Origin of the sequence: Photobacterium aphoticum, assembly GCF_001029435.1 — a bacterium.
Taxonomy (GTDB): Bacteria; Pseudomonadota; Gammaproteobacteria; order Enterobacterales; family Vibrionaceae; genus Photobacterium; species Photobacterium aphoticum.
This window is the reverse complement of sequence record NZ_LDOV01000031.1, coordinates 19,446-46,076: the sequence shown is the minus strand read 5'-3', so window position 1 is coordinate 46,076 and position 26,631 is coordinate 19,446. Positions and strand designations below refer to the sequence as shown.

General features: G+C 49.9%; 26 protein-coding genes. 15 read left to right on the top strand and 11 right to left on the bottom strand.

The features are described from left to right. The first annotated feature begins 46 nt into the window (after positions 1-46). Positions 47-718: a glutathione S-transferase family protein gene (locus ABT58_RS17445; RefSeq protein ID WP_229821598.1), complete on the top strand. Its 672-nt coding sequence runs from the start codon at positions 47-49 to the stop codon at positions 716-718. Between the two features lie 188 nt (positions 719-906). On the opposite strand, the gene ABT58_RS17440 is transcribed toward ABT58_RS17445, so the two are convergent. Next, positions 907-1,227, bottom strand: coding sequence for a YeaC family protein (locus ABT58_RS17440; RefSeq protein WP_047875724.1), 321 nt, complete (start codon positions 1,225-1,227; stop codon positions 907-909). A gap of 170 nt (positions 1,228-1,397) precedes the next feature. Between ABT58_RS17440 and ABT58_RS17435 the strand changes: the two genes are divergently transcribed. Beyond that, positions 1,398-2,225 carry a DUF2989 domain-containing protein gene (locus ABT58_RS17435; protein ID WP_047875723.1) on the top strand — a complete coding sequence of 276 codons (828 nt, stop codon included), beginning with the start codon at positions 1,398-1,400 and terminating at the stop codon, positions 2,223-2,225. Between the two features lie 299 nt (positions 2,226-2,524). On the opposite strand, the gene msrB is transcribed toward ABT58_RS17435, so the two are convergent. After that, the gene (gene msrB / locus ABT58_RS17430; protein WP_047875722.1) at positions 2,525-2,935 is read right to left on the bottom strand and encodes a peptide-methionine (R)-S-oxide reductase MsrB; all 411 of its coding nucleotides are present in this window, start codon (positions 2,933-2,935) and stop codon (positions 2,525-2,527) included. Between the two features lie 347 nt (positions 2,936-3,282). Between msrB and gap the strand changes: the two genes are divergently transcribed. Continuing rightward, complete coding sequence (gene gap / locus ABT58_RS17425) at positions 3,283-4,278, top strand: type I glyceraldehyde-3-phosphate dehydrogenase (RefSeq protein WP_047875721.1); 996 nt, start codon at positions 3,283-3,285, stop codon at positions 4,276-4,278. 250 nt (positions 4,279-4,528) lie between these two features. Next, complete coding sequence (locus tag ABT58_RS17420) at positions 4,529-5,404, top strand: D-hexose-6-phosphate mutarotase (RefSeq protein ID WP_047875720.1); 876 nt, start codon at positions 4,529-4,531, stop codon at positions 5,402-5,404. Positions 5,405-5,509: 105 nt separating this feature from the next. On the opposite strand, the gene ABT58_RS17415 is transcribed toward ABT58_RS17420, so the two are convergent. After that, on the bottom strand, positions 5,510-5,890 hold the full coding sequence (locus ABT58_RS17415) for a VOC family protein (protein ID WP_047875719.1): 381 nt from the start codon (positions 5,888-5,890) through the stop codon (positions 5,510-5,512). 574 nt (positions 5,891-6,464) lie between these two features. Between ABT58_RS17415 and ABT58_RS17410 the strand changes: the two genes are divergently transcribed. Genes ABT58_RS17410 through ABT58_RS17400 form a run of 3 tightly spaced genes read left to right on the top strand, consistent with a single transcriptional unit; the run spans position 6,465 to position 11,255 of the window. Further along, entirely contained in the window at positions 6,465-8,399 is a 1,935-nt protein-coding gene (locus ABT58_RS17410; RefSeq protein ID WP_047875718.1) for a PrkA family serine protein kinase, read from the top strand. 32 nt (positions 8,400-8,431) lie between these two features. Next, on the top strand, positions 8,432-9,703 hold the full coding sequence (locus tag ABT58_RS17405; protein WP_047875717.1) for a YeaH/YhbH family protein: 1,272 nt from the start codon (positions 8,432-8,434) through the stop codon (positions 9,701-9,703). Between the two features lie 22 nt (positions 9,704-9,725). Next, positions 9,726-11,255 carry a SpoVR family protein gene (locus ABT58_RS17400; RefSeq protein WP_047875716.1) on the top strand — a complete coding sequence of 510 codons (1,530 nt, stop codon included), beginning with the start codon at positions 9,726-9,728 and terminating at the stop codon, positions 11,253-11,255. A gap of 127 nt (positions 11,256-11,382) precedes the next feature. On the opposite strand, the gene fadR is transcribed toward ABT58_RS17400, so the two are convergent. Beyond that, positions 11,383-12,234 (bottom strand): fatty acid metabolism transcriptional regulator FadR, encoded by an 852-nt coding sequence (gene fadR, locus ABT58_RS17395; RefSeq protein ID WP_047875715.1) that lies wholly within the window; start codon positions 12,232-12,234, stop codon positions 11,383-11,385. Positions 12,235-12,775: 541 nt separating this feature from the next. On the opposite strand from fadR, the gene nhaB reads away from it, so the two are divergent. Together nhaB and dsbB are read left to right on the top strand one after the other, a co-directional pair. Beyond that, entirely contained in the window at positions 12,776-14,365 is a 1,590-nt protein-coding gene (gene nhaB, locus ABT58_RS17390) for a Na(+)/H(+) antiporter NhaB (RefSeq protein WP_047875714.1), read from the top strand. A 158-nt stretch (positions 14,366-14,523) separates the two neighbouring features. Further along, positions 14,524-15,045 carry a disulfide bond formation protein DsbB gene (gene dsbB / locus ABT58_RS17385; protein ID WP_047875713.1) on the top strand — a complete coding sequence of 174 codons (522 nt, stop codon included), beginning with the start codon at positions 14,524-14,526 and terminating at the stop codon, positions 15,043-15,045. A 95-nt stretch (positions 15,046-15,140) separates the two neighbouring features. Here the strand turns inward: dsbB and ABT58_RS17380 are convergent, their stop codons facing one another. Both ABT58_RS17380 and ABT58_RS17375 read right to left on the bottom strand, forming a co-directional pair. Continuing rightward, the gene (locus ABT58_RS17380; protein WP_276203466.1) at positions 15,141-15,599 is read right to left on the bottom strand and encodes a (deoxy)nucleoside triphosphate pyrophosphohydrolase; all 459 of its coding nucleotides are present in this window, start codon (positions 15,597-15,599) and stop codon (positions 15,141-15,143) included. Further along, a complete protein-coding gene (locus tag ABT58_RS17375; protein WP_047875712.1) occupies positions 15,559-16,206 on the bottom strand; it encodes a YecA family protein in 648 nt (215 codons plus the stop codon). The genes ABT58_RS17380 and ABT58_RS17375 overlap by 41 nt, the downstream gene beginning before the upstream one ends. A 245-nt stretch (positions 16,207-16,451) precedes the next feature. Here ABT58_RS17375 and ABT58_RS17370 point away from each other — a divergent pair, with 245 nt between their 5' ends. Next, positions 16,452-17,138, top strand: a complete 687-nt coding sequence (locus tag ABT58_RS17370) for an NAD(P)H-binding protein (protein ID WP_047875711.1) — start codon at positions 16,452-16,454, stop codon at positions 17,136-17,138. A 70-nt stretch (positions 17,139-17,208) separates the two neighbouring features. After that, on the top strand, positions 17,209-18,159 hold the full coding sequence (gene dusC / locus ABT58_RS17365; RefSeq protein WP_047875710.1) for a tRNA dihydrouridine(16) synthase DusC: 951 nt from the start codon (positions 17,209-17,211) through the stop codon (positions 18,157-18,159). Positions 18,160-18,242: 83 nt separating this feature from the next. Here the strand turns inward: dusC and ABT58_RS17360 are convergent, their stop codons facing one another. Further along, entirely contained in the window at positions 18,243-18,677 is a 435-nt protein-coding gene (locus ABT58_RS17360) for a YcgN family cysteine cluster protein (protein WP_082211147.1), read from the bottom strand. Positions 18,678-18,930: 253 nt separating this feature from the next. Between ABT58_RS17360 and ABT58_RS23810 the strand changes: the two genes are divergently transcribed. Next, positions 18,931-19,179, top strand: coding sequence for a YkgJ family cysteine cluster protein (locus ABT58_RS23810; protein ID WP_082211146.1), 249 nt, complete (start codon positions 18,931-18,933; stop codon positions 19,177-19,179). A gap of 62 nt (positions 19,180-19,241) precedes the next feature. Here ABT58_RS23810 and ABT58_RS17355 read toward each other — a convergent pair whose 3' ends face one another. Both ABT58_RS17355 and ABT58_RS17350 read right to left on the bottom strand, forming a co-directional pair. Beyond that, positions 19,242-19,487 carry a TIGR02647 family protein gene (locus tag ABT58_RS17355; RefSeq protein WP_047875709.1) on the bottom strand — a complete coding sequence of 82 codons (246 nt, stop codon included), beginning with the start codon at positions 19,485-19,487 and terminating at the stop codon, positions 19,242-19,244. Between the two features lie 173 nt (positions 19,488-19,660). Further along, a complete protein-coding gene (locus ABT58_RS17350; RefSeq protein WP_047875708.1) occupies positions 19,661-20,527 on the bottom strand; it encodes a Tim44 domain-containing protein in 867 nt (288 codons plus the stop codon). A 242-nt stretch (positions 20,528-20,769) separates the two neighbouring features. Between ABT58_RS17350 and ABT58_RS17345 the strand changes: the two genes are divergently transcribed. From ABT58_RS17345 to ABT58_RS17335, 3 genes are all read left to right on the top strand, one after another. Next, positions 20,770-21,168 carry an NINE protein gene (locus ABT58_RS17345; RefSeq protein ID WP_047875707.1) on the top strand — a complete coding sequence of 133 codons (399 nt, stop codon included), beginning with the start codon at positions 20,770-20,772 and terminating at the stop codon, positions 21,166-21,168. 314 nt (positions 21,169-21,482) lie between these two features. After that, positions 21,483-22,079: a TetR/AcrR family transcriptional regulator gene (locus tag ABT58_RS17340; RefSeq protein WP_047875706.1), complete on the top strand. Its 597-nt coding sequence runs from the start codon at positions 21,483-21,485 to the stop codon at positions 22,077-22,079. Between the two features lie 137 nt (positions 22,080-22,216). Further along, the gene (locus ABT58_RS17335; protein WP_047875705.1) at positions 22,217-24,091 is read left to right on the top strand and encodes an MFS transporter; all 1,875 of its coding nucleotides are present in this window, start codon (positions 22,217-22,219) and stop codon (positions 24,089-24,091) included. A gap of 109 nt (positions 24,092-24,200) precedes the next feature. On the opposite strand, the gene menE is transcribed toward ABT58_RS17335, so the two are convergent. Both menE and menC read right to left on the bottom strand, forming a co-directional pair. Next, the gene (gene menE, locus ABT58_RS17330) at positions 24,201-25,634 is read right to left on the bottom strand and encodes an o-succinylbenzoate--CoA ligase (protein ID WP_047875704.1); all 1,434 of its coding nucleotides are present in this window, start codon (positions 25,632-25,634) and stop codon (positions 24,201-24,203) included. 3 nt (positions 25,635-25,637) lie between these two features. Then, positions 25,638-26,612 carry an o-succinylbenzoate synthase gene (gene menC, locus ABT58_RS17325; RefSeq protein ID WP_047875703.1) on the bottom strand — a complete coding sequence of 325 codons (975 nt, stop codon included), beginning with the start codon at positions 26,610-26,612 and terminating at the stop codon, positions 25,638-25,640. Positions 26,613-26,631: the final 19 nt, after the last annotated feature.

The window sequence follows — 26,631 nt, the reverse complement described above, 5'->3', positions numbered from 1 at the left end:
GCTACACTTTCTCTATCTCCACCTATCACCGAAAGGCTACGCAAAGATGATGATCCTCCATGGTTCCTCCATCTCACCGTTTGTCAGAAAAATCATGCTCGCACTTGCCTATAAAGGCATTACCTACGAGTTACAACCGCTCAATCCGTATGTGGAAAAAGAACTGGCACAAAAGCGTCACCCTATGGGGAAAGTCCCGATCCTTGAACACGGTGAACTCAGTATTATCGATTCGACCGTCATCGCCCACTATCTGGATGATGTCTACCCAGTGCCGCCACTCTATCCCGGTGACGCTCAAGCGCGGGCTAAAATCCGTTGGCTGGAAGAATACGCCGACACACGACTCACCTCGCTGGTCGGTGGCGTGATGTTTTATCAAAAAATTCTGCGCGGCAAGATGCTGGATAAAGACGTCGATGAAGAGGCCGTTGAACAATGCATTGAGCATCACTTGCCTTTAGCGCTGACCTATCTGGAAGAGCAAATGCCAGAGAAAGGCTTTGTGGGAGAACACTTTTCCATGGCAGAAATCAGCCTGTGGAGCGTCTTACGCAGCGGTTGGATGGCCGGATTACGCTTCACCCATTATCCGCGCCTGAACGAATACCTGAGCACCATTGAGCAAGAACCTTGGGTGGCCAACCTTATCAGTGAAGAAGATCATGAACTGGCCAGTTTCTACTGTGAGCCGGTAATTATCGGCACGGTAGATTAAGATCATGGATTAATGAGATCGTCATATTCTTACCGAACGCAGGAGACGGGAATGCGGAGGCGTTGTGGCGGAAAAAGCAAGCGTACCCAATCAATGCACCTCCTGTCGCCAAGCGAAATAGCAGACAGACTGAGGTGCATGCTTGTTATGGGGCGAATGAATGCTCGTGGAATCTCAGACAGGCTAACTCAGAATTTATCTGCCGGGAAACGGGCTATTGACCCAGAGTCCGCCTTCTCTGTATCACCAGAGGTGCCTATTTTGTCGTCCGCAAACTCGCGCTGCAACTCGGCTTTTGATTTAAACATCATCTCCCCGCCTTTGGCGACAGACATGTGCGCGGCATCCTGATTATGCCGTGACTGATACAGCATCAACGCCTGTAAGGCAGAGTCGCGTTGCTCTGGCGTTAACGGCGTACCATCCGGCCATTTACCGAGCTCCACCGCCGTACTCATGCGCTGATAAACATCGGGGGTCATTGCTTTTAGCAAGGTATCTACATCCATGAGGCTTCCTTTGTTGTTGTAATCATTATTTTTATTGGCTGATTTTCTAATGATTATCACTCATTCCCACCCATTAAGGCTAAAGGTCGCTAAAGATACGTCGATAAAATGTTTAAGGGATCACACCCTTATCACTGACTGTCTTTTCACTTAGCCTGAACAGGGGTTTTATGACGCACCCATTGCATCGCCTTGGTCAATCCGCACTTGTTTTAGTGAGTCTGTTCGCATTAAGCGGCTGCTTTGAACGCCACCGTACTACAGATCAGCTTTGTGAGGCTTACCCGCAATTGTGCGCGGATACCAACATCAATGACGGCCAGTGCCGTATTCAGCGGGCAAACGTGATTTGGCAACGCTATGATGTGATGCAAAACCCAACCGATCAGGAAAAATTCAAAGAGCTGAAATTCACCACGGCGTATCAGCAGTGTCTGGAGTATGCCGCCCGTATCGAACCGACAGAACTCAAAGAGCGCAAAACCCACCGCACCCGCGCCTTGCTCAATGCGTACGCGTCCATCAAGCGCCTGAATGACGAATTAGCGGACTCCCCGGATCCCGACATCATCTACTACCGCTGGAGCCAGGGCGATCAACACGCACTGCGCCAATTTTTACGCTTAGAAGGGACTCCGGCATTGGAGACACCGGATCTGCAACTGGCGCTGGCCACGTTTTACATCGCCAAAGATCGCCCCAAAACACAAACACTTCTATTGCACGCCCTGTCTCTGTACAAAGCCAATCAATCGGTGAAACCCGAAATCATTCAAACGCTGGCCACTCTGTCTCATCAGCAAGGCCGACGGGATCAGGCTTTCTTATGGTCCATGACCGGGATAGCACTGGATATGCCAATTGCGAGTGAAGAAAAACTGGCGTTCCTCTACCCGATGAGTGATACCCAGCGAGCGGCATTAACAGCACAAGCATTAGTGATTGCAGAAAAACTGCGACAAGGAGAATTCAACGCCACGCTGCTAACCGTGCAATGAGTACAAAGCAAACGGAATGCACACAGATAGTCAGTAAACAGATAATCAGTAAACAAATAGCAACGAAATAGACAGCGACTAAATAGAGCGTAACGAAATAGGCAGTGAGGAAGGCAGTGGGTCTGGCACTCATATAGCAAGGACCAAGCATCAAGGATGCAATTATCAAGAGCCCTGCATCAAGAAAGGTGTTGCCATCACAAAGACCCATTGGCTTGTGATGGCAGTGATAACCGGCAAAGCGCTATCACAACGAGAAAAGTGAAAAGAGAACAGCGGATAACGGGAATGACCCACTTTTACTGCGCGCTGTCATCGTCCTTTTCTGGCGCTTGGAAAATCAACGACACTGAATTCACACAGTAGCGCTCACCGGTGGTCGGCGGCCCATCAGGGAAAACGTGCCCCAAGTGGCTGTCACATGCTGCACAGCGGATCTCGATGCGTTGCATACCATGACTAAAATCTTCCAAGTAACGAATGGCCGTTTTATTCACTGGCGCATCGAAGCTCGGCCAGCCACAACCCGAGTCAAACTTACTCTCAGAATGGAACAGAGGAGCCTCGCAACACGTACAGGTGTAGAGACCGGTTTCACGATTATGAAGTAATGTGCCAGAGAACGGGGCTTCGGTACCCTGCTCACGGCAGACGCGATACTGCTCTGGAGAGAGCTTTTCACGCCAATAAGAATCTGATTTACCTGACATTTACTTTCCTTATTATTTTTATTCCTTACGTTATATCCGAAAGGTGTTGCCAACAAGGTATAGTGTGGCACATACTTTCTGCTCGAAAGGATTTTACATCTTCACTGCCCATTTAAGCATATTTTGCCGGGATAAGTGTTGATATTAAAAGTTACTAACAGTAATGATGGATATTCATACAACAGCTGTACACTTTTGCAGCGTTGTAGTGGGAATGTAAAAAAGATCCGAACTTTTTTTTGACCTTAAGCAATTTAAGTTCGTTTTTCACTTGCAGCGTCACGCTAGATTCTGTAATTTTACTACCAGTTATCTTTCATTAGAAATTAAGTTGTGGAGCAACTGTAATGACTATCAAAGTAGGTATTAACGGTTTTGGCCGTATTGGACGTTTTGTTTTCCGTGCTTCTGTAGAGCGTAACGACATCGAAGTTGTTGGTATCAACGACCTAATCGACGTAGATTACATGGCTTACATGCTTAAGTACGACTCAACTCACGGCCGTTTCAACGGTACTGTTGAAGTTGTAGACGGTAACCTAATCGTTAACGGTAAAACTGTTCGCGTAACTGCAGAACGTAACCCAGCTGACCTTAAGTGGGACGCAATCGGTGTTGACGTTGTTGCTGAAGCAACAGGTATCTTCCTAACTGACGAAACTGCTCGTCAGCACATCACTGCTGGTGCGAAGAAAGTTGTTCTAACTGGTCCTTCAAAAGACGCTACGCCAATGTTCGTAATGGGTGTTAACCACACTACTTACGCTGGCCAAGACATCGTATCTAACGCTTCTTGTACTACTAACTGTCTAGCACCTATCGCTAAAGTGCTTAACGACAAGTGGGGCATCGAGTCTGGTCTGATGACTACTGTTCACGCAACTACTGCTACTCAGAAGACTGTTGACGGTCCTTCTGCTAAAGACTGGCGTGGTGGTCGTGGTGCTTCTCAGAACATCATCCCATCTTCAACTGGTGCTGCTAAAGCAGTAGGCGTTGTTCTTCCAGAACTAAACGGCAAACTAACTGGTATGGCTTTCCGCGTACCAACTGCTAACGTTTCTGTAGTTGACCTAACAGTTAACCTAAAAGAAGCAGCATCTTACGAAGCTATCTGTGCAGCAATGAAAGAAGCTTCTGAAGGCGAAATGGCTGGCGTTCTTGGTTACACTGAAGACGAAGTTGTATCTCAAGACTTCATCGGTGAAACTCAGACTTCTGTGTTCGACGCAAAAGCTGGTGTTGCTCTAACTGACAAATTCGTTAAAGTTGTATCTTGGTACGACAACGAAATCGGTTACTCAAACAAAGTTCTAGACCTAATCGCTCACATCTCTAAGTAATGTAAGCTTTTAGCTAGAAAAAAAGGCGGCGCTTCGGTGTCGCCTTTTTTGTATCTGCTGTTCAGGCTTTCCCCACCCCACCACCCTAAAAGGTGATCTTCATCACAAAAACAATTACAAATTTAACAAATATCTTTTATTATTTCTGATTAATTTTTTAATAAAAATAAGTGTCTCAATCCGTGCAATATGCCCTCTCGTCTTGTCCGATTGCAGTGATTGACACATTGCCCAATGAAAGGATTGATTAATGAAACTTCAAGACTTACCAACCATCAGCGTACTGTCTGATGCTGTCACCATCTGTGACTACCAAGGCATGAAAGTGGTACGTGTACTGCACGACACTGCAGAAGCAGGCATTACGCTGCACGGCGGCCACCTTGTATGGTTTAAGCCTGCTGGCGAAGAAGACGTGATTTGGCTGAGTGAAAAAGCAGAGTTTGATCCGGCGAAAGCCATCCGTGGGGGTATTCCTGTTTGTTGGCCATGGTTTGGCAAAGCAGGCACTCCGTCTCACGGTTTTGCCCGTACCAGCGAATGGTCACTGCTGGAGCACCGTGAAAACGACAAGGGTGTGATTGTGGCACTGGCTCTTGAAGACAGCGAAGCAACACGCGCGATTTGGCCGCACAAGTTCCGTAACGTACTGACGTTTGAGATCGGCCAGTCATTAAAAGTGACCCTGACCTCCACCAATACCGATGAGCAGCCATGGCACTACTCTGGCGCATTGCACACCTACTTTGCTATCGACGATATTCGACAAGTGTCGATCACAGGCATGGGTGAAAGCTACCTGGACAGCACTCAAGGTGGCAAAGTGTGCACCGGCGGTGACAGCATGATCTTTAACGGTGAAGTTGACCGTGTTTACACGCAACCTCATGACACCATCACGGTGAAAGATGGCAGCCCGCGCCAATTGCATATCACCAACGAAGGCCATACCGCTGCGGTAATCTGGAACCCATGGCAAGATCTGTCCATCAGCATGGCTGACATGGCCGATAACAGCTTTGAAACCATGGTGTGTGTAGAATCCACTATCCACGGTGACAGTGCCATTACCTTGGCGCCGGGTGAATCTCATGACCTGGTCACGCACATTGTCGTCAGCCGTTAATTAGCGGCATCACATTTCGTGCATCCCACAAGAAAGGGAGTGGTCATCACCACTCCCTGCCTCTTTCTGCGTCACACAGCCTAAACCTGATTACATCCAAGTCTGCTACGCCAGCATCTGTGAATGGGCTTCAATCAGCACCCACCCGTTTCCATCTGGATCGGCAAAGGTGGCAAAACGTCCGCCAATGATAGTGACAATTTCTGATAGCGGCACACCCCGTCGTGACAATTCACCGTGTGTCGTATGAATATCATCCGTCTGCACTACCAGCCCCTGCACTGAGCCCGCCTCCATGCCACCAAATGGCGTGACCAAACTGATGGTCGTCTCTGCCCCTTTCGGCGCCAACTGTATCCATCGCTTGTGGTTATCTGCCAAATGATCACGTATCAGTTCAAAACCCAGGGCATCCCGGTAAAACGCCAATGCTTGTCCCTGATCAGAAACCGGAATAGAAACCGTATCAACACGTGAAATACTCATTCATTAAGCTCCCCCAACTAACCTCACATTTTTTAGCTTAATCTAGAGTTTTTGATTTCGCTCGCAAAATAACCCCGATTCGCACACCTTTAACACCAAGGCGCGGAGCGCTTGAAAGCCCGGTATACACATTACTTCCCTCTTTTTTGCAAAAATCGCCCAAGAGAACCGCTGTTTTCGCAAAAAACTCTGAACACGCTGCTTCCCTGCACTTTTTATTCTCTTTCTCTCAGTAAAACCCTCAATTCTAGTTGAAGCCACCACCTAAAAATGAAATATCACAATAATTCACCATGGAATATATGCACCAAGATCTATGTCACAAGCGAATCAAATCGTTAACCATTTTTAAACATATCCCCTTGCAGTACGCGATATATAGGAGGATAGTGGAAGGTATGCGCAAGGAATATTCCTCTTTGCGATGAAATGGGAAATGGGAAATTTGGTTTATAAACCAATCACTCAGTGACGCATTTTAATCAGTTAGGTCTAGGCTTAGTAAGTGAGGGATGTGAAAGTATTTCGTTTTCGTCCTTTCTAATTGATTGAAGAACGATTCAGGGGGCATACCATGAGTATTTTTGACCACTATCGTCAGCGCTATGAAGAAGCCAAGGATGAAGAGCTTTCATTGCAAGAATTCCTTGATATCTGTCGTAACGATCGCAGTGCCTATGTGAATGCAGCAGAACGCTTGCTGATGGCCATTGGCGAACCCGAAATGATTGACACCGCGCAAGACCCACGTTTGAGCCGACTCTTTTCTAACCGTGTGATCTCGCGTTACAAAACCTTTGAAGATTTCTATGGCATGGAAGATGCCATTGAACAGATTGTTTCCTACCTCAAACACGCCGCGCAAGGTCTGGAAGAGCGCAAACAGATCCTGTACTTGCTCGGTCCGGTTGGGGGCGGTAAATCATCCCTTGCAGAAAAACTCAAAAGCCTGATGCAGAAAGTGCCGGTTTACGTGCTAACTGCCAATGGCGAACGCAGCCCGGTAAACGACCACCCTTTCTGCCTATTCGATAAAAACGAAGACGGTGGGCTACTGAAAAGCGAATACGGCATTCCGGGGCGTTACCTCAACACCATCATGTCACCATGGGCCGCAAAACGCCTGCATGAGTTTGGTGGGGACATCAGCAAATTTAAAGTCGTAAAAGTCCGTCCATCCATTTTGGATCAGGTCGGTATTGCGAAAACCGAACCGGGCGATGAAAACAACCAGGACATCTCGTCGCTGGTGGGTAAAGTCGACATCCGTCAACTTGAGCACTTCTCACAAGACGATCCGGATGCCTACAGCTATTCCGGCGCACTCTGTAAAGCTAATCAAGGCTTGATGGAGTTCGTGGAAATGTTCAAGGCACCGCTAAAAGTGTTGCACCCACTGCTGACCGCGACGCAGGAAGGCAACTACAACGGGACCGAAGGGCTTTCAGCCCTGCCATTTGACGGGATCATTCTGGCCCACTCCAACGAATCCGAGTGGCAGACATTCCGTAACAACAAAAACAATGAGGCCTTCCTTGACCGTGTGTTCATCGTCAAAGTGCCTTACTGTTTACGTGTCTCTGAAGAAATGCGGATTTACGAGAAACTGCTGCAAAACAGTGAACTCTCTGCCGCACCGTGCTCACCAAGCACACTGGAAATCTTGGCGCGCTTCTCTGTGCTGTCACGCCTGAAAGAGCCTGAGAACTCCAGCATCTACTCGAAGATGCGTGTGTATGACGGTGAAACGCTGAAAGACACGGATCCAAAAGCCAAGTCTTACCAAGAGTACCGTGATTATGCGGGTGTCGATGAAGGGATGGCCGGTCTGTCGACCCGTTTTGCCTTTAAGATCCTCTCTCGCGTATTCAACTTTGACCATTCCGAAGTGGCCGCGAACCCAGTGCATCTGTTCTATGTCCTTGAACAGCAAATCGAGCGTGAGCAGTTCCCACAAGAAATGGCAGAGAAGTACCTTGAGCATTTGAAAGGCTACCTCACACCGAAATACGTCGAGTTCATTGGCAAAGAGATCCAGACCGCTTACCTTGAGTCTTACTCAGAGTACGGCCAGAACATCTTTGACCGCTACGTGAGCTATGCCGACTTCTGGATTCAGGATCAAGAATACCGCGATCCGGAAACAGGCCAGCTGTTTGACCGTGCGGCGCTGAACAATGAACTGGAGAAAATCGAAAAACCAGCCGGGATCAGCAATCCGAAAGATTTCCGAAACGAAATCGTCAACTTCGTACTGCGCGCCCGTGCCAGCAACGCAGGCAAAAACCCGAACTGGACCAGCTACGAAAAACTTCGCACTGTGATTGAGAAGAAAATGTTCTCGAACACCGAAGAGTTGCTACCAGTGATTTCATTCAATGCCAAAACCTCCACCGAAGAGCAGAAGAAACACGATGACTTCGTTGCTCGTATGATGGAGAAAGGCTACACCCGTAAGCAAGTACGCCTGCTATCTGAATGGTATCTACGCGTACGTAAGTCATCATAACCAATGGGATGGGATGAATAAGGGGAGAGCTTATGGCGCATTTCATAGACCGCAGGCTCAACGGTAAGAATAAAAGCACGGTGAATCGCCAACGCTTTTTACGCCGACACAAACAGCAAATCAAAGAATCGATTGCTGATGCGGTTAACAAGCGTTCGATCACTGATGTGGATAGCGGCGAGGATATTACTATCCCTTCGCGCGATATCAGCGAGCCAAGCTTTCACCAAGGCCGTGGTGGACAACGTGAAGTTGTCCACCCGGGCAACGACCAGTTCTCACCCGGTGACCGTATTGAACGCCCCCAAGGAGGGGGCGGACAAGGTGGCGCAGGGGAAGGTCAAGCCAGCCAAGACGGTGAAGGTCAGGACGAGTTTGTGTTCCAAATCTCAAAAGACGAATACTTGGATCTGCTGTTTGAAGATCTCGAGTTGCCGAACCTTGAGAAAAACCAGCTCAATAAAATTGTTGAGTGGAAAACCTTCCGCTCAGGGTACAAATCATCCGGCGTGCCGGCCAACATTGCCATTGTGAAATCGCTGCAGAATTCACTGGCTCGTCGTACCGCCATGACGGCCGCCAAACGGCGTCAGCTTCGTGAGCTTGAACAAGCCCTCGATAACCTGATGAATACCGAACCGGCGCAGCCGTTTGAAGAAGAGCGCGTGAAAAGTGAGATCCTGTCACTGCGCGAGAAAATCAGCAGTGTGCCGTTTATCGACACCTTTGATTTACGCTACAAAAACTATGAACGTCGTCCGCAACCCACCAGCCAGGCGGTGATGTTCTGTCTGATGGATGTATCCGGTTCGATGGATCAAGCCACCAAAGACATGGCTAAGCGTTTCTACATCTTGCTGTACTTGTTCTTAAACCGTACGTACAAGAATGTGGATGTGGTGTTTATTCGCCACCACACGCAAGCCAAAGAAGTGGATGAACACGAGTTTTTCTACTCACAAGAAACCGGCGGCACCATCGTATCCAGTGCGCTGCGCATGATGGATGAGATCGTGAAAAAACGCTATTCACCGGCAGAATGGAACATCTATGCGGCGCAAGCATCAGATGGGGATAACTGGGCCGATGATTCACCCGGCTGTCGAGAATTGCTCGATAAACAGATCCTACCGGTCACCCGTTATTATTCGTACATCGAAATCACACGACGGGCGCACCAAACACTATGGCGGGAATACGAAGCGCTCCAAGCAAGCCACAGCAACTTTGCCATGCAGAACATAAGGAGCGTGGAAGACATTTTCCCTGTATTCCGGGAGCTGTTTAAGAAGCAAGTCAATTAAGACGCTTTAGGGGGAGTGTGCTATGGAGACAAGCATTAAAAACAAAACACTCAGTGATGGTCCAGATTGGACATTCGATCTATTGGAAACGTACCACCAGGAAATTAAGCGTGTCGCCCAGCACTACCGACTCGACACCTACCCCAATCAGATCGAAGTGATCACGGCTGAACAGATGATGGATGCCTATTCCAGTATCGGGATGCCTATCAATTACCATCACTGGTCGTTCGGTAAGCGCTTTATTGAAACCGAACGGGGTTACAAGCACGGACAAATGGGGTTGGCGTACGAAATTGTCATCAACTCCGATCCGTGTATTGCTTACTTAATGGAAGAAAATACCATCACCATGCAGGCGCTCGTTATGGCACACGCCTGTTATGGCCATAACTCGTTTTTCAAAGGCAATTACCTGTTTAAGACGTGGACCGATGCCAGCTCCATCGTCGACTACCTGTTATTCGCCCGTAAATACATCACCGAATGTGAAGAAAAGTACGGGGTGGACGATGTCGAGAAGCTGCTCGACTCCTGCCATGCCTTGATGAACTATGGCGTGGATCGTTACAAACGTCCGCAGAAAATCTCCATGGTTGAAGAAAAGGCGCGTCAGAAAGCGCGGGAAGATTACCTGCAAACCCAAGTGAACGCCCTATGGCGCACCATTCCGGTCCAGCAGGAAAAAGAGTCAGTGTTAGAAGAAGCCCGCTATCCGGCTGAACCGCAGGAAAACATTCTGTACTTCATTGAAAAACATGCTCCGCTGTTAGAGCCATGGCAACGTGAAATCGTACGGATTGTGCGTAAAGTCAGCCAGTATTTCTACCCGCAGAAACAAACGCAGGTGATGAACGAAGGTTGGGCGACCTTCTGGCACTATACCATCTTGAACCACCTCTATGATGAAGGCTTGGTGAGCGAACGCTTTATCATTGAGTTTTTACACAGTCATACCAATGTGGTGGCACAACCAGACTACAACAGCCCGTACTATAGCGGGATCAACCCGTATGCGCTTGGCTTTGCCATGTTCCAGGACATTCGCCGCATCTGTGAAGATCCGACCGAAGAAGACAAACACTGGTTCCCTGACATTGCCGGTAAAGACTGGTTAGACACCCTGCACTTTGCCATGGAGAACTTCAAGGATGAAAGCTTCATCAGCCAATTCCTGTCACCAAAAGTGATCCGTGACTTTAAGCTGTTTGCCGTCAATGACGATGACCGCCATAACTATGTGGAAGTCAGTGCCATTCATAATGAAGAAGGGTATCGCGCCATTCGGGAGAAGCTGTCATCGCAGTACAACCTGAGTAACAACGAGCCCAATATTCAGGTTTGGAATGTGGCGCTAAAAGGAGATCGCTCACTCACCCTGCGCTATGTACCACACAACCGTATTCCACTGGCCAATAGCCAACAAGAAGTGCTGAAGCATTTGCACCGCTTATGGGGTTTTGAGGTCACGCTGGAAGAAGAGCTTGCAGATGGTCGTACCCAATTACTGGGCGCGTGTCCGACTCGCACGCAGTACAATACCGATATCTAACCGTCCGTTGGGGTGGCAACACCCTGACACAAATGTAAAAAAGACGCGTACAAACAAAAAGAGATGCCCATTGGCATCTCTTTTTTATGTGTGACGTTAACGTCAACTCACAGCAGGCATTAGCGGATCACTGCTCTTCTTCAAACAGGTAGCGTGCGATTTCAATACGGTTCGCGTACCAAATCGCCCCACTCTCACGACCGTATTTGCGGATACGATCTGCCACAAGTTCAGGCTGCTGCTTTTCACAGAACAATTTCATGTCGCGGTAGAAATCCAGTGCCAATTCGCACGCTTCTTTCGACATAAAGTAGTAACCACCGACACGGGTGTAGATCTTACGCAAACCATTAATGGTCAACACGTACAAAGTGTTGCCTGATTTTGCTGCCATGCCCTGGAACATACGGTAGTCAAAGTAGTTGAATGCGCGCGCGCGGCAAATCGCTTCACACAGTTCAGGATCTTCCTTACCGTATTTATCGACGATTTTTTTCACTTCTTGTGTCAGCTCAGCCTTGATATCGCTCGCTTCCATGTAGTCAGCAAAGCTTTCGGCTTGCAATAAACGTTCACACTCTTCAATGATGCTGTCGATCAATGCCGCAGATTCATCTGAGTTACCTTTCACGGCATAGCGCATGTATACACTACTAATATCGGTACGCGCTGAAAGCAAATCTTCCAATACGCCCTGAACGTCCTGTCCATCTAAGGTAATCAGTGTATCCAAAATGCTGAGACCCGAGGTGTCCATGTAGTTGTTCACTCGAGTCGGTTTACCATGCTGAATGGTCAACCAGCCATCACGCGCCAAACGCTGCAATACCTCACGAAGGGTTGTACGCGTTACTCCAATGAGCTCCGACAACTCTCGTTCTGCGGGAAGGATTGAGCCCTGCGGGAAGTGATTATTCCAGATACTCTCTATAATATATTTCTCAGCAAATGTTGCTGGGCTATCCGCCTTTATTACCATCTGATTAATTTTCCAGTTGCTTCTTGCTCTATTTTTATTAACTCATCATACCACCAGTATTCACCTATTGCCTACCCAAAACCCAAAAGAAGCCCTGCCTGCGAGCAGGAAATCGTTACAATTTATATGCATCTAGTTTTCAATTGGCACACCGTTTTATTAATCAAGTTCCATGAAACACAAGTTTGATGAAGCTCAACGTAATTTGAAATGTGTAAGCATATATTTCAAAACTCGCTGGAGTTCTTGAATGTAGCCCGCGTTTTTTGATGAAGTTTCACAAACTGAAATAAGTTCATCTTTAAGCACTTGACTGAAAACGATCTCACGGTAGAGTTAGCACGTTTTATCACTGGGAGCTGAAAGGATGCTGCTGCCTACTTTAAGTTAAATGCCAATGCCCGTCAGGGTGTTTAGCTTAAAGAGTCTCTAAGAACATTTAACCAGAATAATAACAAAATGGTTACCTTGCTCTCGGATGACAAGGCCAGATAGCGATCAGCCCTACCTATCCATTGCGTATTTATAGAGACTCAGACACATGGCAATTTCGCTAGGGAACGCCTTTATAAAAAACTTTTTAGGCAAAGCGCCTGATTGGTATAAAGTCGCGATCATCGCCTTTTTGATCATTAACCCCATTGTTTTCTTCCTGATTGATCCTTTCGTAGCTGGCTGGCTACTGGTGATTGAATTCATCTTCACTTTGGCAATGGCATTAAAATGCTACCCATTGCAACCAGGTGGTCTACTGGCCATTGAGGCGGTCGCCATCGGCATGACCAGCCCTGAAATGGTTAAGCATGAAATTGTCGCAAACATCGAAGTGCTCTTGCTGCTGGTCTTCATGGTCGCCGGCATCTACTTCATGAAGCAGCTTCTGCTATTCATCTTCACCAAAATTCTGATCAGCATTCGCTCTAAGACTCTACTATCACTGGCATTCTGTGTGATGGCGGCGTTCTTGTCTGCCTTCCTTGATGCGCTAACCGTTATCGCGGTAGTGATCAGCGTAACGGTAGGCTTCTACAGCATCTACCACAAAGTTGCATCAGGCCAAGAGCCACATGCCGCACACGACCACACGTCGGATAACAACATCCAGGAAGTGAGCCGTGATGATCTGGAAAACTACCGTGCGTTCCTACGTAGCCTGCTAATGCACGCAGGTGTGGGTACGGCGCTGGGTGGTGTAATGACCATGGTGGGTGAGCCTCAAAACCTGATCATTGCAGACCGTGCTGGCTGGCAGTTTGGTGAATTCATTATCCGCATGGCACCAGTGACGATTCCTGTGTTCCTGTGTGGTATCGCGACCTGTGTCCTGGTAGAAAAATTCAAACTGTGTGGTTACGGTACTGCACTACCAGAAAACGTACGTCATATTTTGGAAGCGTTTGACAATGAAGAGCGCAAAACCCGTACGAACCTAGACTACGCAAAACTGATTGTACAAGCGGTTATCGCAGTATGGTTGATTGTGGCACTGGCGATGCACCTGGCCGCTGTTGGTATTATCGGTCTAACCGTGATCATCCTGGCGACGTCGTTCACCGGTATCACCGAAGAGCACGCACTAGGTAAAGCGTTTGAAGAAGCGTTGCCGTTTACAGCCCTATTGGCGGTCTTCTTCTCTATCGTTGCGGTTATCATTGACCAGAAGCTGTTTGCCCCTGTGATCCAGATGGTATTGCAGATGGAAGGCAGCGCGCAGATGAGCATGTTCTACGTGGCGAACGGCCTGTTGTCGATGGTATCGGACAACGTGTTCGTGGGTACGGTTTACATCAACGAAGTGAAAGCGGCGCTAACGAACGGTATCATCACGCGTGATCAGTTCGACATGCTAGCAGTTGCCATCAACACCGGTACTAACCTGCCGTCTGTTGCCACGCCAAACGGTCAGGCGGCCTTCTTGTTTGCACTGACATCGGCACTGGCACCGCTTATCCGCTTGTCTTACGGCCGCATGGTTTACATGGCACTGCCATACACCATCGTGCTGTCGCTGGTTGGTCTGGCATGTATCGAATTCACGCTGGTTCCAATGACACAGTGGTTCTACGACATGGGCTGGCTAGAAGCCGCGAAGCAGGTTGTGGAAGCGAGTTCACAAGCTGTTGGCCATTAATGGGAATTATTTGTCAGTTTCATTGACTAATAATCAGCTATCCTAAACACAAAGCCCTGACCTATCAGGGCTTTGTACTTTTGGGAGCAACACTACTTTTGTGACTTTCACTTTTGTTACTCTCGCGAACGAGAACGCGTTACTCAGGAAATCCGTTGATGGAATTTTTATACTCATTTTCAAAAAGCCGCCTGTCATGGCTGATCTTATTCGCCTTCATCATTTTCTTTGAAGGCTGTGCCCTGTTCTTTCAACACGTGATGAACCTGGCACCGTGTGTCATGTGTGTCTATGAACGCGTTGCGATGATGGGGATCGGTATTGCCGCGCTGATTGGTATGATCGCGCCGCAAAATGCGGCGATCCGTTGGGCGGGCTTGGTCGGCTGGGGTTACAGCGCTTATCACGGTTTGATGCTTTCCAGCCAACACGTGAGCTACCAGTTTCCTGAGTTTCCTTGGTCAGCCAGTTGTGGACTAGAAACCAACTACCCGGCATGGGCGCCACTGGATCAGTGGGTACCGTGGATGTTCGCGGCCTCAGGTGACTGTGGCAAAATCGTGTGGGAGTTCATGAACCTGACCATGCCACAATGGTTGGAAGTCATCTTCTCCGCTAACCTTGCAGCCTTGGCATTGATCGTCGTAGCACAAATCTTGGGTGCGAAGAAAAAAGCGTAAGTCCAGTTCGAGGTTCGAGCGAAATGAAAAAAAAGCGAGTGGCTATCAACCACTCGCTTTTTGTTTCTCTGCAATTTGTCGCTTTGCGATGCGCCCTAGCTTTGCAAAGCAAACAGCGCATCGACTATCGGGTAATCTGCCGGACACAAGGTGTAATCACGGATCGCCTCAAGCGGTACCCACACAGCCGCCTGATGACTGTGCAGCGCAATGTCGCCTGACTGCCAGTGTGACACGTACCCTTTCAGGTGAATCACTTTATCCCCGTAATCAAACACGCTGTCAGCCAGAAACGCGCCAGTGTGCGTTTCAATCGCCAGCTCTTCCTGCAGTTCACGGGTCAAGGCTTGCTCCGGGGTTTCTCCCACTTCCACCTTGCCGCCCGGAAACTCCCATAGGCCGCCTTGGCTGGCATGATCAAAACGCTGCATCAGTAAGTACTGACCGTCTTTGACGATCACACCCGCCACCACCAGCAGGGTTTGCTTGTCTGTCATGGTGTCAGATACCGGCTTATTGACCACAGCACTGCTTGAACTTTTTACCGCTGCCACAGACGCATTCATCGTTACGGCCGGTTTCTTTATACGGGTTCACCGCTTGTGCCGCAGCACCTTGCTGGCACTCATCGGCCGCCATCACCACTTCGCTCAGCATCAACGGTAATTGGGCATACAGCACAGCAGGGGCTGGCATACCAGTCACGCCCGCTTCTTCCATCTGTGCCAGCGTATTTTCTTCGTCGACCATCAGCATCAAAGTGGTAATGAAAGCAGAGAGCATACGCATGGTGCCGTCAGACATCGCCTGCTCACCCCATGCCGGCTCAATCAATGGCCATACCGTCAGGAAGCCTGCTGCAAACTCACTCATCGCAGGGGTCAGACCTTGTGCTTCATCCCAACGAATCTCTGCAGGCAAGACGTATTCACCGGCTTTGATCAAACGGTACTGCATCTCAAAGTGGTTCAAAATGGTGGTTTGATCCGCTTGGCTGATGGTCACTGCGGCATCTTCTTCCACACCACCCGTTACCAGCGTCGGCAACCACGCTTCAGGCACTAATGGCTTTGGATTGGCATTGGCCGCCAACAGCGCCCCTTCGATAAAGGTCGCAGGCATACCTTCCCATGCGTCAGGCAGTGTCATTAGTTGTGTCATGTTTTATCTCGTCTGTTCGATCATTACCGCGATTATATACCCAAGCACCCACAAATGGGGACCTCGAAGAAGGAAGTTGATAGGGTGATGGTGACCATGCACAGCATGATATGCCATCCCTTTGTTGTGCTAAGTTATTGCGCTAGCGCAGAGAAATGCCGTTCAAGTGATAAAACGGTTGATGTGTTTATCAAAGAGTGGCAAAAAAGACTCTGTTTTAGGCCCATTCAACTCCCGAGAACAGCATGACTTTGCACAATGCCATCATTGCCGGTGCCAGTGGACTCGTCGGCGATGAGCTCATCCATCTTTTGCTTAAGCGTTCTGACATCCAACACGTCTATGCCCTCGGTCGACGCGAACTGCCTCACCTGAGCAGTAAGCTGCACCAAATTGTCCACCCGACACTCGACATCGAGCAATGGGACAGCACCCTGCCCGCTCCGGATTTTGGTTTTATCTGTTTAGGTACCACCAAAAAACAAGCGGGCAGCCGTCAGGCTCTAGAAGCGGTGGATTATCACTTGGTCAAACACGTTGCCGTGCAAATGAAAGCGCAGGGTGTGAAGCACATTGTGGTGATTTCCAGTTTGTTTGCCAGTCGCCGCTCTCCGTCTCATTACCTGCGCTGCAAAGGCAAAATGGAACATGCGCTGATCAATATGGGCTTTGAGCACTGTATTTTCGTCCGCCCCGGTCCGCTGCGTGGCGAGCGCGGCTCCCCGCGTAAAGATGAACTGCTGGTACAAAGTATTTTCGATGCCCTGCACCCACTGGCGGTCGGCCCCTTGTCCAATCTGGATCCGATCCCGGCAGAGCAAGTCGCCAAACGTATGATAGAACTGGCACTGGCTGCGACCCGTCGCGAACTGCCCGCCGTACTGACCCTGTCAGGGCGGATGTTATTAGACAAGCCCGCCGTTACCCTCTAAAATCTCGCACCCTATCTATCACTATTTGGCCCCCGGCAGACGTACCGCCAGCGGCGACAAGAGAGAACCCATGCGAGTAATTTTAGGCCCAATGGAAGGTGTCGTGGATCACCTGATGCGGGAAATGCTAACTGAAATCAATGACTACGATTTGTGTGTGACAGAATTTGTCCGTGTCGTTGATCAGCTACTGCCAAATAGTGTGTTCTACCGCCTGTGCCCTGAGCTGCGCCAAGGGGGCAAAACCCTGTCTGGCACCCCTGTGCGTGTACAGCTATTGGGACAAGACCCTCACTGGCTGGCAGAAAATGCCCACCGCGCGGTACAACTGGGCTCACCGGGTATCGATATCAACTTTGGTTGCCCAGCTAAATCGGTCAATAAGAGCCGTGGTGGTGCGGTACTGCTGCAAGACCCTGCCCTGATGTACGATATCGTCAAAGCCGTGCGTGAAGCCACCGATCCTCGCTTACCTGTAACGGCGAAAGTCCGTTTGGGTTGGGACGATCCTGAGCACTGTTTTGAAATTGCCGATGCGGTAGCCCAAGCCGGTGCTGATGAAATCGTGGTGCATGCCCGTACCAAAACCGACGGCTACAAAGCCGATGCCATTAAGTGGGATTACATTCGCCAGCTAAAAACCAAGATCAGCCAGCCGATTATCGCCAATGGGGAAATTTGGACTTACGAAGACGGTCAGCGCTGTATGGAAGTCACGGGCTCTGACGCGCTGATGGTGTGTCGTGGTGCCATCAACCTGCCTAACCTGGGCAATGTGGTGAAACACAACCACGCCCACATGGACTGGGAGCACGTGCTGGAGCTGCTATTGAAGTACTCCACCTACGAAATCAAAGGGGATAAAGGCCTGTACTACCCGAACCGCATCAAGCAGTGGTTCGCGTACCTGCGCCATGAATACCCACAGGCTCAAGCGCTGTTTTCCGATATCCGCGCCCACAACAAAGCCGCCCCTATCGTGGCGATTTTGCAGCAAGCACAGCAAGATTCAGTGGCGTAAGCACAAAAGACACAAACAAAAACGGAGACCCTGCGGTCTCCGTTTTTTTATATCTGTCATTTTAATCAATCAGTTAACCGAAATTAACGATTCGGGTGATTCAAAATGTGGTCTTCCCAGTCGATCACGTCGATTTCGTATACGACTTTGTCACGTACTGATTCATCCGCTGCATGCATTGCCTCTTTTGAGCCGGTCAGCAGTGGGTGCCATTCTGGTAGTGGTTTGCCTTCTGCCAGCAAACGGTATGCGCACGTTTCCGGCAGCCATACGAACTCGTCGATGCGCTCACGTGTCAGCTTCAGACACTCTTCACCGGATTCAAAACGGTTTGGGTAGTCGCGGCATGAACAGGTTTTGTTATCCAGCAGGCTACACGCCACATTGGTGTAGTAGATCTCGTCGGTATCGTCATCGATCAACTTATGCAGGCAGCATTTACCGCAACCGTCACACAGGGCTTCCCACTCTTGATCGGTCATTGCTTTCAAATCTTTTTCTTGCCAATAGTGTGTCATCACGCTGCCTTCTGTTACTTCGCCGCCCCCCAAGGTTGCAGGGCAGTCTTACCTCGAAGGCGGTTTTATAGCCGCCCCATCTGCAAAGTGCAAGCACTTCCGCCCCTCACGGACAAATCCCACCCAATATCGCCATGGAATAAGAGTCATTACGATTTAGCAGCGATATTCGGCGAAAAACGGCAATTCTTTTTGATCCCGATAAGCGACGGTGATAAGTTTCGCAGCCGTTATAAAGAAGTGTAGGTGAGTTATGGAATGTCGTTTAGGGTGTGGCGCGTGCTGTATTGCCCCGAGTATCTCTTCGGCGATCCCGGGAATGCCAAAGGGGAAGCCCGCAGGTGTGCGCTGCGTTCAGCTCAATGAGCAGAATCTGTGTAAAATTTTTGGTAAACCTGAACGCCCTGCTGTATGTAGTCAATTTAAGGCGTGTCCGTCATTGTGTGGTCAAACATCACAGCAAGCGCTGGATAACATCACTGAACTAGAAAGCATGACCTGACGTCATGCTTTCATCTTGCGGTGCATAAATAACGGCACGTTTTTCTACGTGCCCGTTACTGCTTATACATTGATCTTGCCGGTGAGAATCCGTAGTACGGACTTGGCATGCTCAACAGCCTGATGGCCGGAGAAGGTCAGATAGCCCCCGTCTTCCTGTGTAACCAACCCTTTCGCGTATAGACGCTTTGCGGCTGACACCATTTCTGGTGTGGCATCGCTGTGTACTTTGATCCCTTCCATGTCACTGTGCATTGGGAACTTAATCAATAGGTTCATCTCGTGAACCAAATCTGCATTATAGGGCATGGGTTACTCTCTTACTTATCGAACATAGTCTTAATACTAGCGGCTCTGCGTAAGAAAAATAGGTGACGAGATCATGTCCTGTTAATACCGCAGGCGATCTGCTTCAAAGTTTTGATACAAAAAAGCCGCTCCTTGGAGCGGCTTTCAACGGTAATGTATTGATTGGTCAAGAATTAAGCTTGAATACCAACAATCAACCATGGTGCATTTGGCGTGCGAAGATCGCGCTCTAGGTGCCACACATCGGTAATGTCTTCTTCCACACCTTCTGCCTGATCTTTGTAACGACCAGAGAACTTGATGCTTAGCTGTGCTGTATTAGCATCGTAATCAGCACGTACCAGTTCAGCGTCTACATACATCACTTCAGTGTGCTGCTCGCCATCTAGCTTGCTACGCTCAGCAGCCAAATCTTCGAACAACGCTGGGCTCACGTATTCACGGATTTTACCCAACTCATTGTGGTTCCATGCGCCCTGGATAATACGGTAATGCTCACGCGAACCGTTCAGGAAAGCATTCATGTTAAAACCAGGAGGCAGGTTAAACGGCACCTCGCTGTCTGTGGATACGTATGTCTCAGCGTTCGCCTGCTGACGGAATTGCGCTTGGTTGCGCTGTGCCTGCTGCTGTGGGGAGTTCCCCGCATACGCTTCACGGTGACCCATCGGGGTCGACTTCGTGCCGCGCATCGCTTTGAACAGTTTGAAGATCACAAAGGCAATCAAGCCAATGATCAGAATATCCATGAACTGGATACCATCAAACGCACCGCCAAAGAAAGCCGCTAGCAAACCACCTGCTAACAGGCCGCCTAGCAAGCCGCCCATCAGGCCTTTCTTGCTTGAGCCCGCTTGTTTAGCACCTGGCTGTTGCTGCTGCTTCAGCGTGTCCGTTTGCTGTGGTTGCTGCTTTTTCACCGGCGCTGTTTTAAAGCTTTTACCGAATGATTTGCCGCCACCAAATTTCTTTGCCTCAGCATGCGGTGACACGAAGGACACCGTCAAAATCAGGGCAAATATTGTGAAGATGCGTTTCATTTCAAGGAATACCTTTGCCTCATAGTAGAGTTTGCATCGTAGCGGTCTGCTGCTGAATGTCAACTAAACGGCATTAAGCAAATTGTTACTATTCATAATTATGATAACGCTGTGTGTTTTTTATACGTTTCCCATCAAACTCGACGGTAAAACAACGAGAACCTTTTCCCCCTCATAAGGTTGCGGCCTATACTAGGGACACATTCCCAATAACGCACACGCGTTAAATAGGTAACAGTGACATGCAAGATACACACAGCAAATTGATTGGCTATTTATTATGGATTTTCGGTTTTACGGGAGCGCACCGTTTCTACTACGGTAAACCTGTGACGGGCACCATCTGGTTTTTCACGCTGGGCCTGCTGGGTATTGGCTGGCTGATTGACTTATTTTTGATCCCGTCGATGGATCGCGAAGCCGATTTGCGTTTTACTGCCGGCGAGACGGATTATACGGTGGGCTGGTTACTACTGACTTTCCTTGGCGTATTTGGCCTGCACCGTATGTACATGGGCAAGTGGATAACCGGGATTTTGTATCTGTGTACCTTCGGCTTCTGCCTGATTGGGGTACTGTATGATTTCTGGACCCTAAACGATCAAATTTCGATGCGTAACCGCGAAGCACAACAACGCTAATGGTCACGATGCATCAGACAGTGTCTGCGCTATCAGACACTGTCTGACGTAATATGCCTGTGTGTCACCACACAGAGATGATACGGATCACACATCAACAAATCAGCGGGAAAAAACGCCTGTCTTCCCCCTCCCTTCCGGTTGACCCTCTCACGAACCCAACTAAAATATTGAACATTGTTCTATAATATTTACGTTTACGATACAAAGTGATAGCCAAAACTGTGCCTTTAAGGTAAAAGGAAGAGCTGCCTTCACATCGCAGCACGTAAACGCAAACAACAACAAAAATATTCGATCAAGAGTAACCATTAATGGCAAGACGCAATGACCATACTCGTGAAGAGTTGGTAAGTATGACACTGGAGCAAGTCAAAAACTTTCTCGCAGATCACCCTCATCATGCACTGAGCCTGCGCAAAGTCGCAGCGATGATTGGCTATGTGCCAAGTACCCTCGTCAACGTATTCGGCAACTACAACCTCTTACTCTTGCACGCTGTCGCCCAAACACTGGACGAACTTTTTGCTCAGGCCGAAATTGAAATGGCCGATGCCTCCTCTCCAGAAGATGCCCTTCGCAAGCTGGCCTACTGCTACTTAACATTTGCGATGGAAAACCCTTACCGCTGGCAGCTGATTTTCCAACACACCATGAACGGAGAAGAATTGCCGGAATGGCAAACTGAGCGTATCAACGGCATGACCGGTATGCTGGAAACCTTGATTGCACAGATCAATCCGCAACAAAGCGAAGCCGAAGTGCTGGAAGCCAGCCGCGTATTGTGGGCAGGTGTACACGGTATTACTTTGCTGACTGTCGATGACAAACTGTTTACCGCTACGCCGGTTAACGGTAAAGCATTGATCGACAACCTGCTTAACACCTATTTGAATGCATGGAAGGCCTAATATAACCGCCGCTATGCTGTGCCTCTGCTTTGTCATGGCAGAGGCACCTTAATCACAATCGGGCACCGCCATTGTGATACCGCGTTTCACCTTCCCTTTTCAGGCATGAACGGGGATAACACATACAGGGAACTCACATGTCAGGGCAGTCTCAATCACACCTCCTCAAGACACGCCGGTTTTTACCCTACTTTCTGACCCAAGCCTTCGGCGCTTTCAATGACAACGTCTACAAAAACGTGTTGTTGATCTTCATTGCCTTTGCCGCGCCCAACACACTGCCGTTTGACAGCGATCTGATCATTAATCTGGCCGCCGGGCTTTTCATTCTGCCGTTTTTCCTGTTTTCCGCCACCGCAGGTGTACTGTCTGACAAGTACGATAAAGCCCGCATTATGCGCAAGGTCAAACTGGCGGAAATTGTCATTATGTCACTGGCAGCCATCGCCTTTATTTACGAGAACTATCTCGTCTTGCTGGTACTGCTGTTTTTGATGGGGACGCAGTCGGCCTTTTTCGGCCCGGCCAAATACGCCCTGTTGCCGCAACACCTGAAAAAAGAAGAGCTGGTTTCCGGTAACGCACTGGTTGAAACCGGCACCTTTCTGGCGATATTGATCGGTACCCTGCTGGCTGGCGTGATTGCCAATCAAGCGAATGCCACCACCATTGCGGCCACCAGCGTGGTCTGTTTTGCCGTTATCGGTTACTTATGTTCGCGCTACATTCCTGAAGCCAAAGCTTCTGATCCTCATCTGGATTTTAAGTGGCAACCGGTACGCCAAACCCGCCACACGCTGGCGATTGCGAAAAAAGACAAAACCATTTTTCAGTGCGTGATGGGGATCAGCTGGTTCTGGTTCTTGGGCGCCTGTTTCCTGACCCAACTGCCAAACTTTGCCAAGCTCTATCTGGGTGGCAACGCCGCTGCGGTCTCTTTCCTGTTGACCTTGTTCTCTATCGGGATTGCCATTGGCTCGCTCTTGTGTGATCGCCTCTCTAATCACCGTATAGAGCCAGGGATCGTGCCGCTGGGCAGTTTGGGGATCACCCTGTTCAGTGCCGGCCTGATGTTCAGCACACCCTCTGTTGCCCCAGACACACAAAGCATTGTCACCTTTGTCACCAACCATACGTTGTGGCCCGTGTTCTTTAGCCTGACCTTATTGGGTGTCTCTGGCGGTATATTCATCGTGCCTTTGTATGCACTGATGCAGCAGCGCGCTCCTGAAAACGAACGTGCGCAGGTGATTGCGGCCAACAACATCTGGAATGCCATTTTTATGGTGGGCAGTGCGGTCAGCGCGATTATTGTGCTCTCGGTGCTGGGCTTGTCGATCCCGGCATTCTTCCTGATCCTGGCGATTCTGAACCTGTTAGTCGTGGTCTATATCTACATTCAGGTACCGGATTTCTTCTGGCGTTTTCTGGTCTGGCTGGTCAGCCACACACTGTACCGCGTCAAACATCAGGGACTCGAACATATCCCAGCCAAAGGCGGGGCATTGATTGTTTGTAACCATGTCAGCTATATGGATGCCTTACTGTTAGCGGGGGCTTGCCCGCGTCCGATCCGTTTTTTGATGGATGGCGACATTTACAAACTGCCGCTTATCAACAGTTTCTGCCGCGCCTGCAAGGTGATCCCGATTCAGGCTACGGATAAGAAATCCGTGCTTAAAGCCTTTGTCGATGTGAGTAAGTACTTAGAGCAAGGGGATGTGGTTTGTGTGTTCCCGGAAGGTCAACTGACCAAAGACGGAGAGATCGGGCCTTTCATGCGCGGGATTGATTTAATTCTGCGTCGCTCACCGGTACCGGTGATCCCGATGGCGCTGCAAGGCCTGTGGGGCAGCTACTTCAGCCACCATGGCGGCAAAGCGCTGTTCAAATGGCCGAAGCGCTTCTGGTCTAAGGTCAACATCATTGCCGATGCGCCGATAACACCAGACACCGCCAACAGCGTCATACTGAGAGAAAAAGTAGAGACATTGCGCGGGGAACAACGCTAACACATCAACGGCTCTCGATGCTCCGCATCCCATAAAAAACGCCCCAATAGCTTACATAAGCCATTGGGGCGTTTTTATACATTGACTCTATCGTTATACACGCATGCGGTTAGGCTAAGGTCACTAACCGATCTTGAGCCAGCCACTGGGCAAGTTGAGCACGGGAAACTTTAATCCCCCCCGCCACATCTTGCGGTAACAGGTAATACGCCACCGGTCGTCGGTAAGCGGCCACTTGCGTTTGCATGTAAGCCACCAGTTGTTCGCGGTAAGGCGTGCTTTCTGCTGACACTGACACAATCGCGACCGGACGCTGGCCAAATTCGGCATCATCAATCGGTAACACAAACGCCTGACTGATCTGCGGATGGGCCAACAACACGCGCTCAATGTCTTCCGGCTGCACATTCTCGCCACCCGAAATGAACATGTTATCGGCACGACCGGTAATATGCAGCTCTTCGTCCTGCCAGTGTCCTAAGTCCTTGGTAGCAAACCATGCTTGCTCACTGACCGGAAAGACGGTTTTGTTGCGGTAATAGCCCAGGCACAAGGTCTCACCTTTTACCCACACTTCCCCGTCTTGCAGCATCACTTCACGGTGAGGCAATACGGCGCCGACACCTGCACTGGCATTGGCGCGTTTGGCTGTCACGGTAGAAGCCATTTCTGTCATGCCGTAACCACACCAGCACTCGATACCCCGCTCACGGGCAGCATCGGTCAAGCTGACTGGGATCATCGCACCCCCCAGCAACACCTGCTTCAGATCCAGCGAGGCGACGGCATCACTGTCCAGTACACGCTGTAACTGCGTTGGCACCAAGGAGGCATGGGTCACTTGCATCAGCAAGGTTTCCATCTGATCCGGCGCGCACACCACGATCTCTGCGCCACGGTATAACCAACGCCACACAATCGCCATGCCGGAAATATGGAACAGCGGCAATGACAATAACCAGCTGTCTTCCTGCTCAAACGGCAACCAAGCCAATAAGCCGGCGGCACTGGCTAAATGAGTCAAACCAGAATGCACCACCGCTTTGGGTGTGCCCGTTGAACCAGAAGTCAGGGTTAACGTCACCGCGCGCGACGGCTGCCAGGTCACTGGCACCAAACGTGGCTGCTCCGCCGGTTGCAGATGCAAGCGCAGCATCGATGACACGGGCTCCGCCAACGTTTCAGCTGACAGCGGATCGCTCCCTTCCGGGTACCAGATCGCATCACAGTCCAATTGGGCTAATTGCGCCTGCAATTCCGGTGCACTGGCGCGTGGGTTAAGTGCGACAAAACGGGCTCCCACGCGCATCGTCGCCAGCAATAACCCCAGCAACGGCAACCCGTTCGGGGCAATCGCCGCAACCAGCTGATCACGCTTGATCCCCTGCTCCAACAAGCCTTGAGCGTAAATCTCAATCTGTGAAGACAACGTTGCCCACGTGATGGACTGATCCGGCAAACGGATCGCCACCGCATCCGGGCGCTCTGCGGCCCAATGCTGCCATGGCCACGTTGTAAAAGGCACAGACATTACTTCCGCCATAATTTACTGTTGCCACACGACAGTCAGTGCATCCAAGCTTGTCACCGGCAAATCACAACCCGGCCATGGGGTACCCAGCTGCATCTTGAACAATTGCATGGTATCCAGCCCCGGGATCACGTTCGGTGTTTGCCATGCGGCAAAACGCGCTAACTGATTCAAGCCCAAGCTTGATTCCATGCTGGAGCTGATCACCGCCGTTAAGCCCGCCGCATGGGCTTGCTCAACCAGTTCCACACAACGTTCCACCGTACCAATCAGGGTTGGCTTGATCACAATCGCCACCACACCCGGCTCGGCTTTGACTTCAAAGCCTTCATCACGCACGGTTTCATCCCACGCGATGTTGATACCGGTTTCAGCGGCAAAGGCCAGGCTGTCGGCAGGTGTCTGACACGGCTCTTCCAAAAACGCGATGCCGCTGCGGTGCTGTGGCTTCACATATTTGGCAAACTGCTGAGCTTTCAGTGGCGTCCAACGACGGTTCGCATCCAGACGCAAACGCAGATCAGGAATGGATTCAATGAACATGTCCGCCACCATGCCATCACGCACCGCTTCATACATGCCGACTTTGATTTTGGCGACTTTTTCGCCCGGCATCTCGTTCAGTGCCACCACCAAATCATCCGGATCGCCCGAACACAGTGGCGCTACTTGGTAGTTACCCGCTTCTGGTAGGCCGCCTTCCAGTTCCAGCATTGCCATACTCAGGCCAAAAGCGACAGATGGCATCGCGCCTGTCAGATCCACATGACCATGCTCGACCCACTGCGCCAGCAACTGCTGTGCCTGCTCGCCGGCTTCGGCTGCGTTTTCCTGACTAAATTCCGGCAACGGCGCCACTTCGCCATACGCCACGCGTGCTCCATTGTGCAGTTCCACAATCCAGCCGTCTCGGTTGACCAGTCGCTGATCACGCAAGATCACCCCAGAATCCATTGGAAGCTGATATTGGTACAGTTTTGCACTACGCATGTTAACAATCCACCTTGCT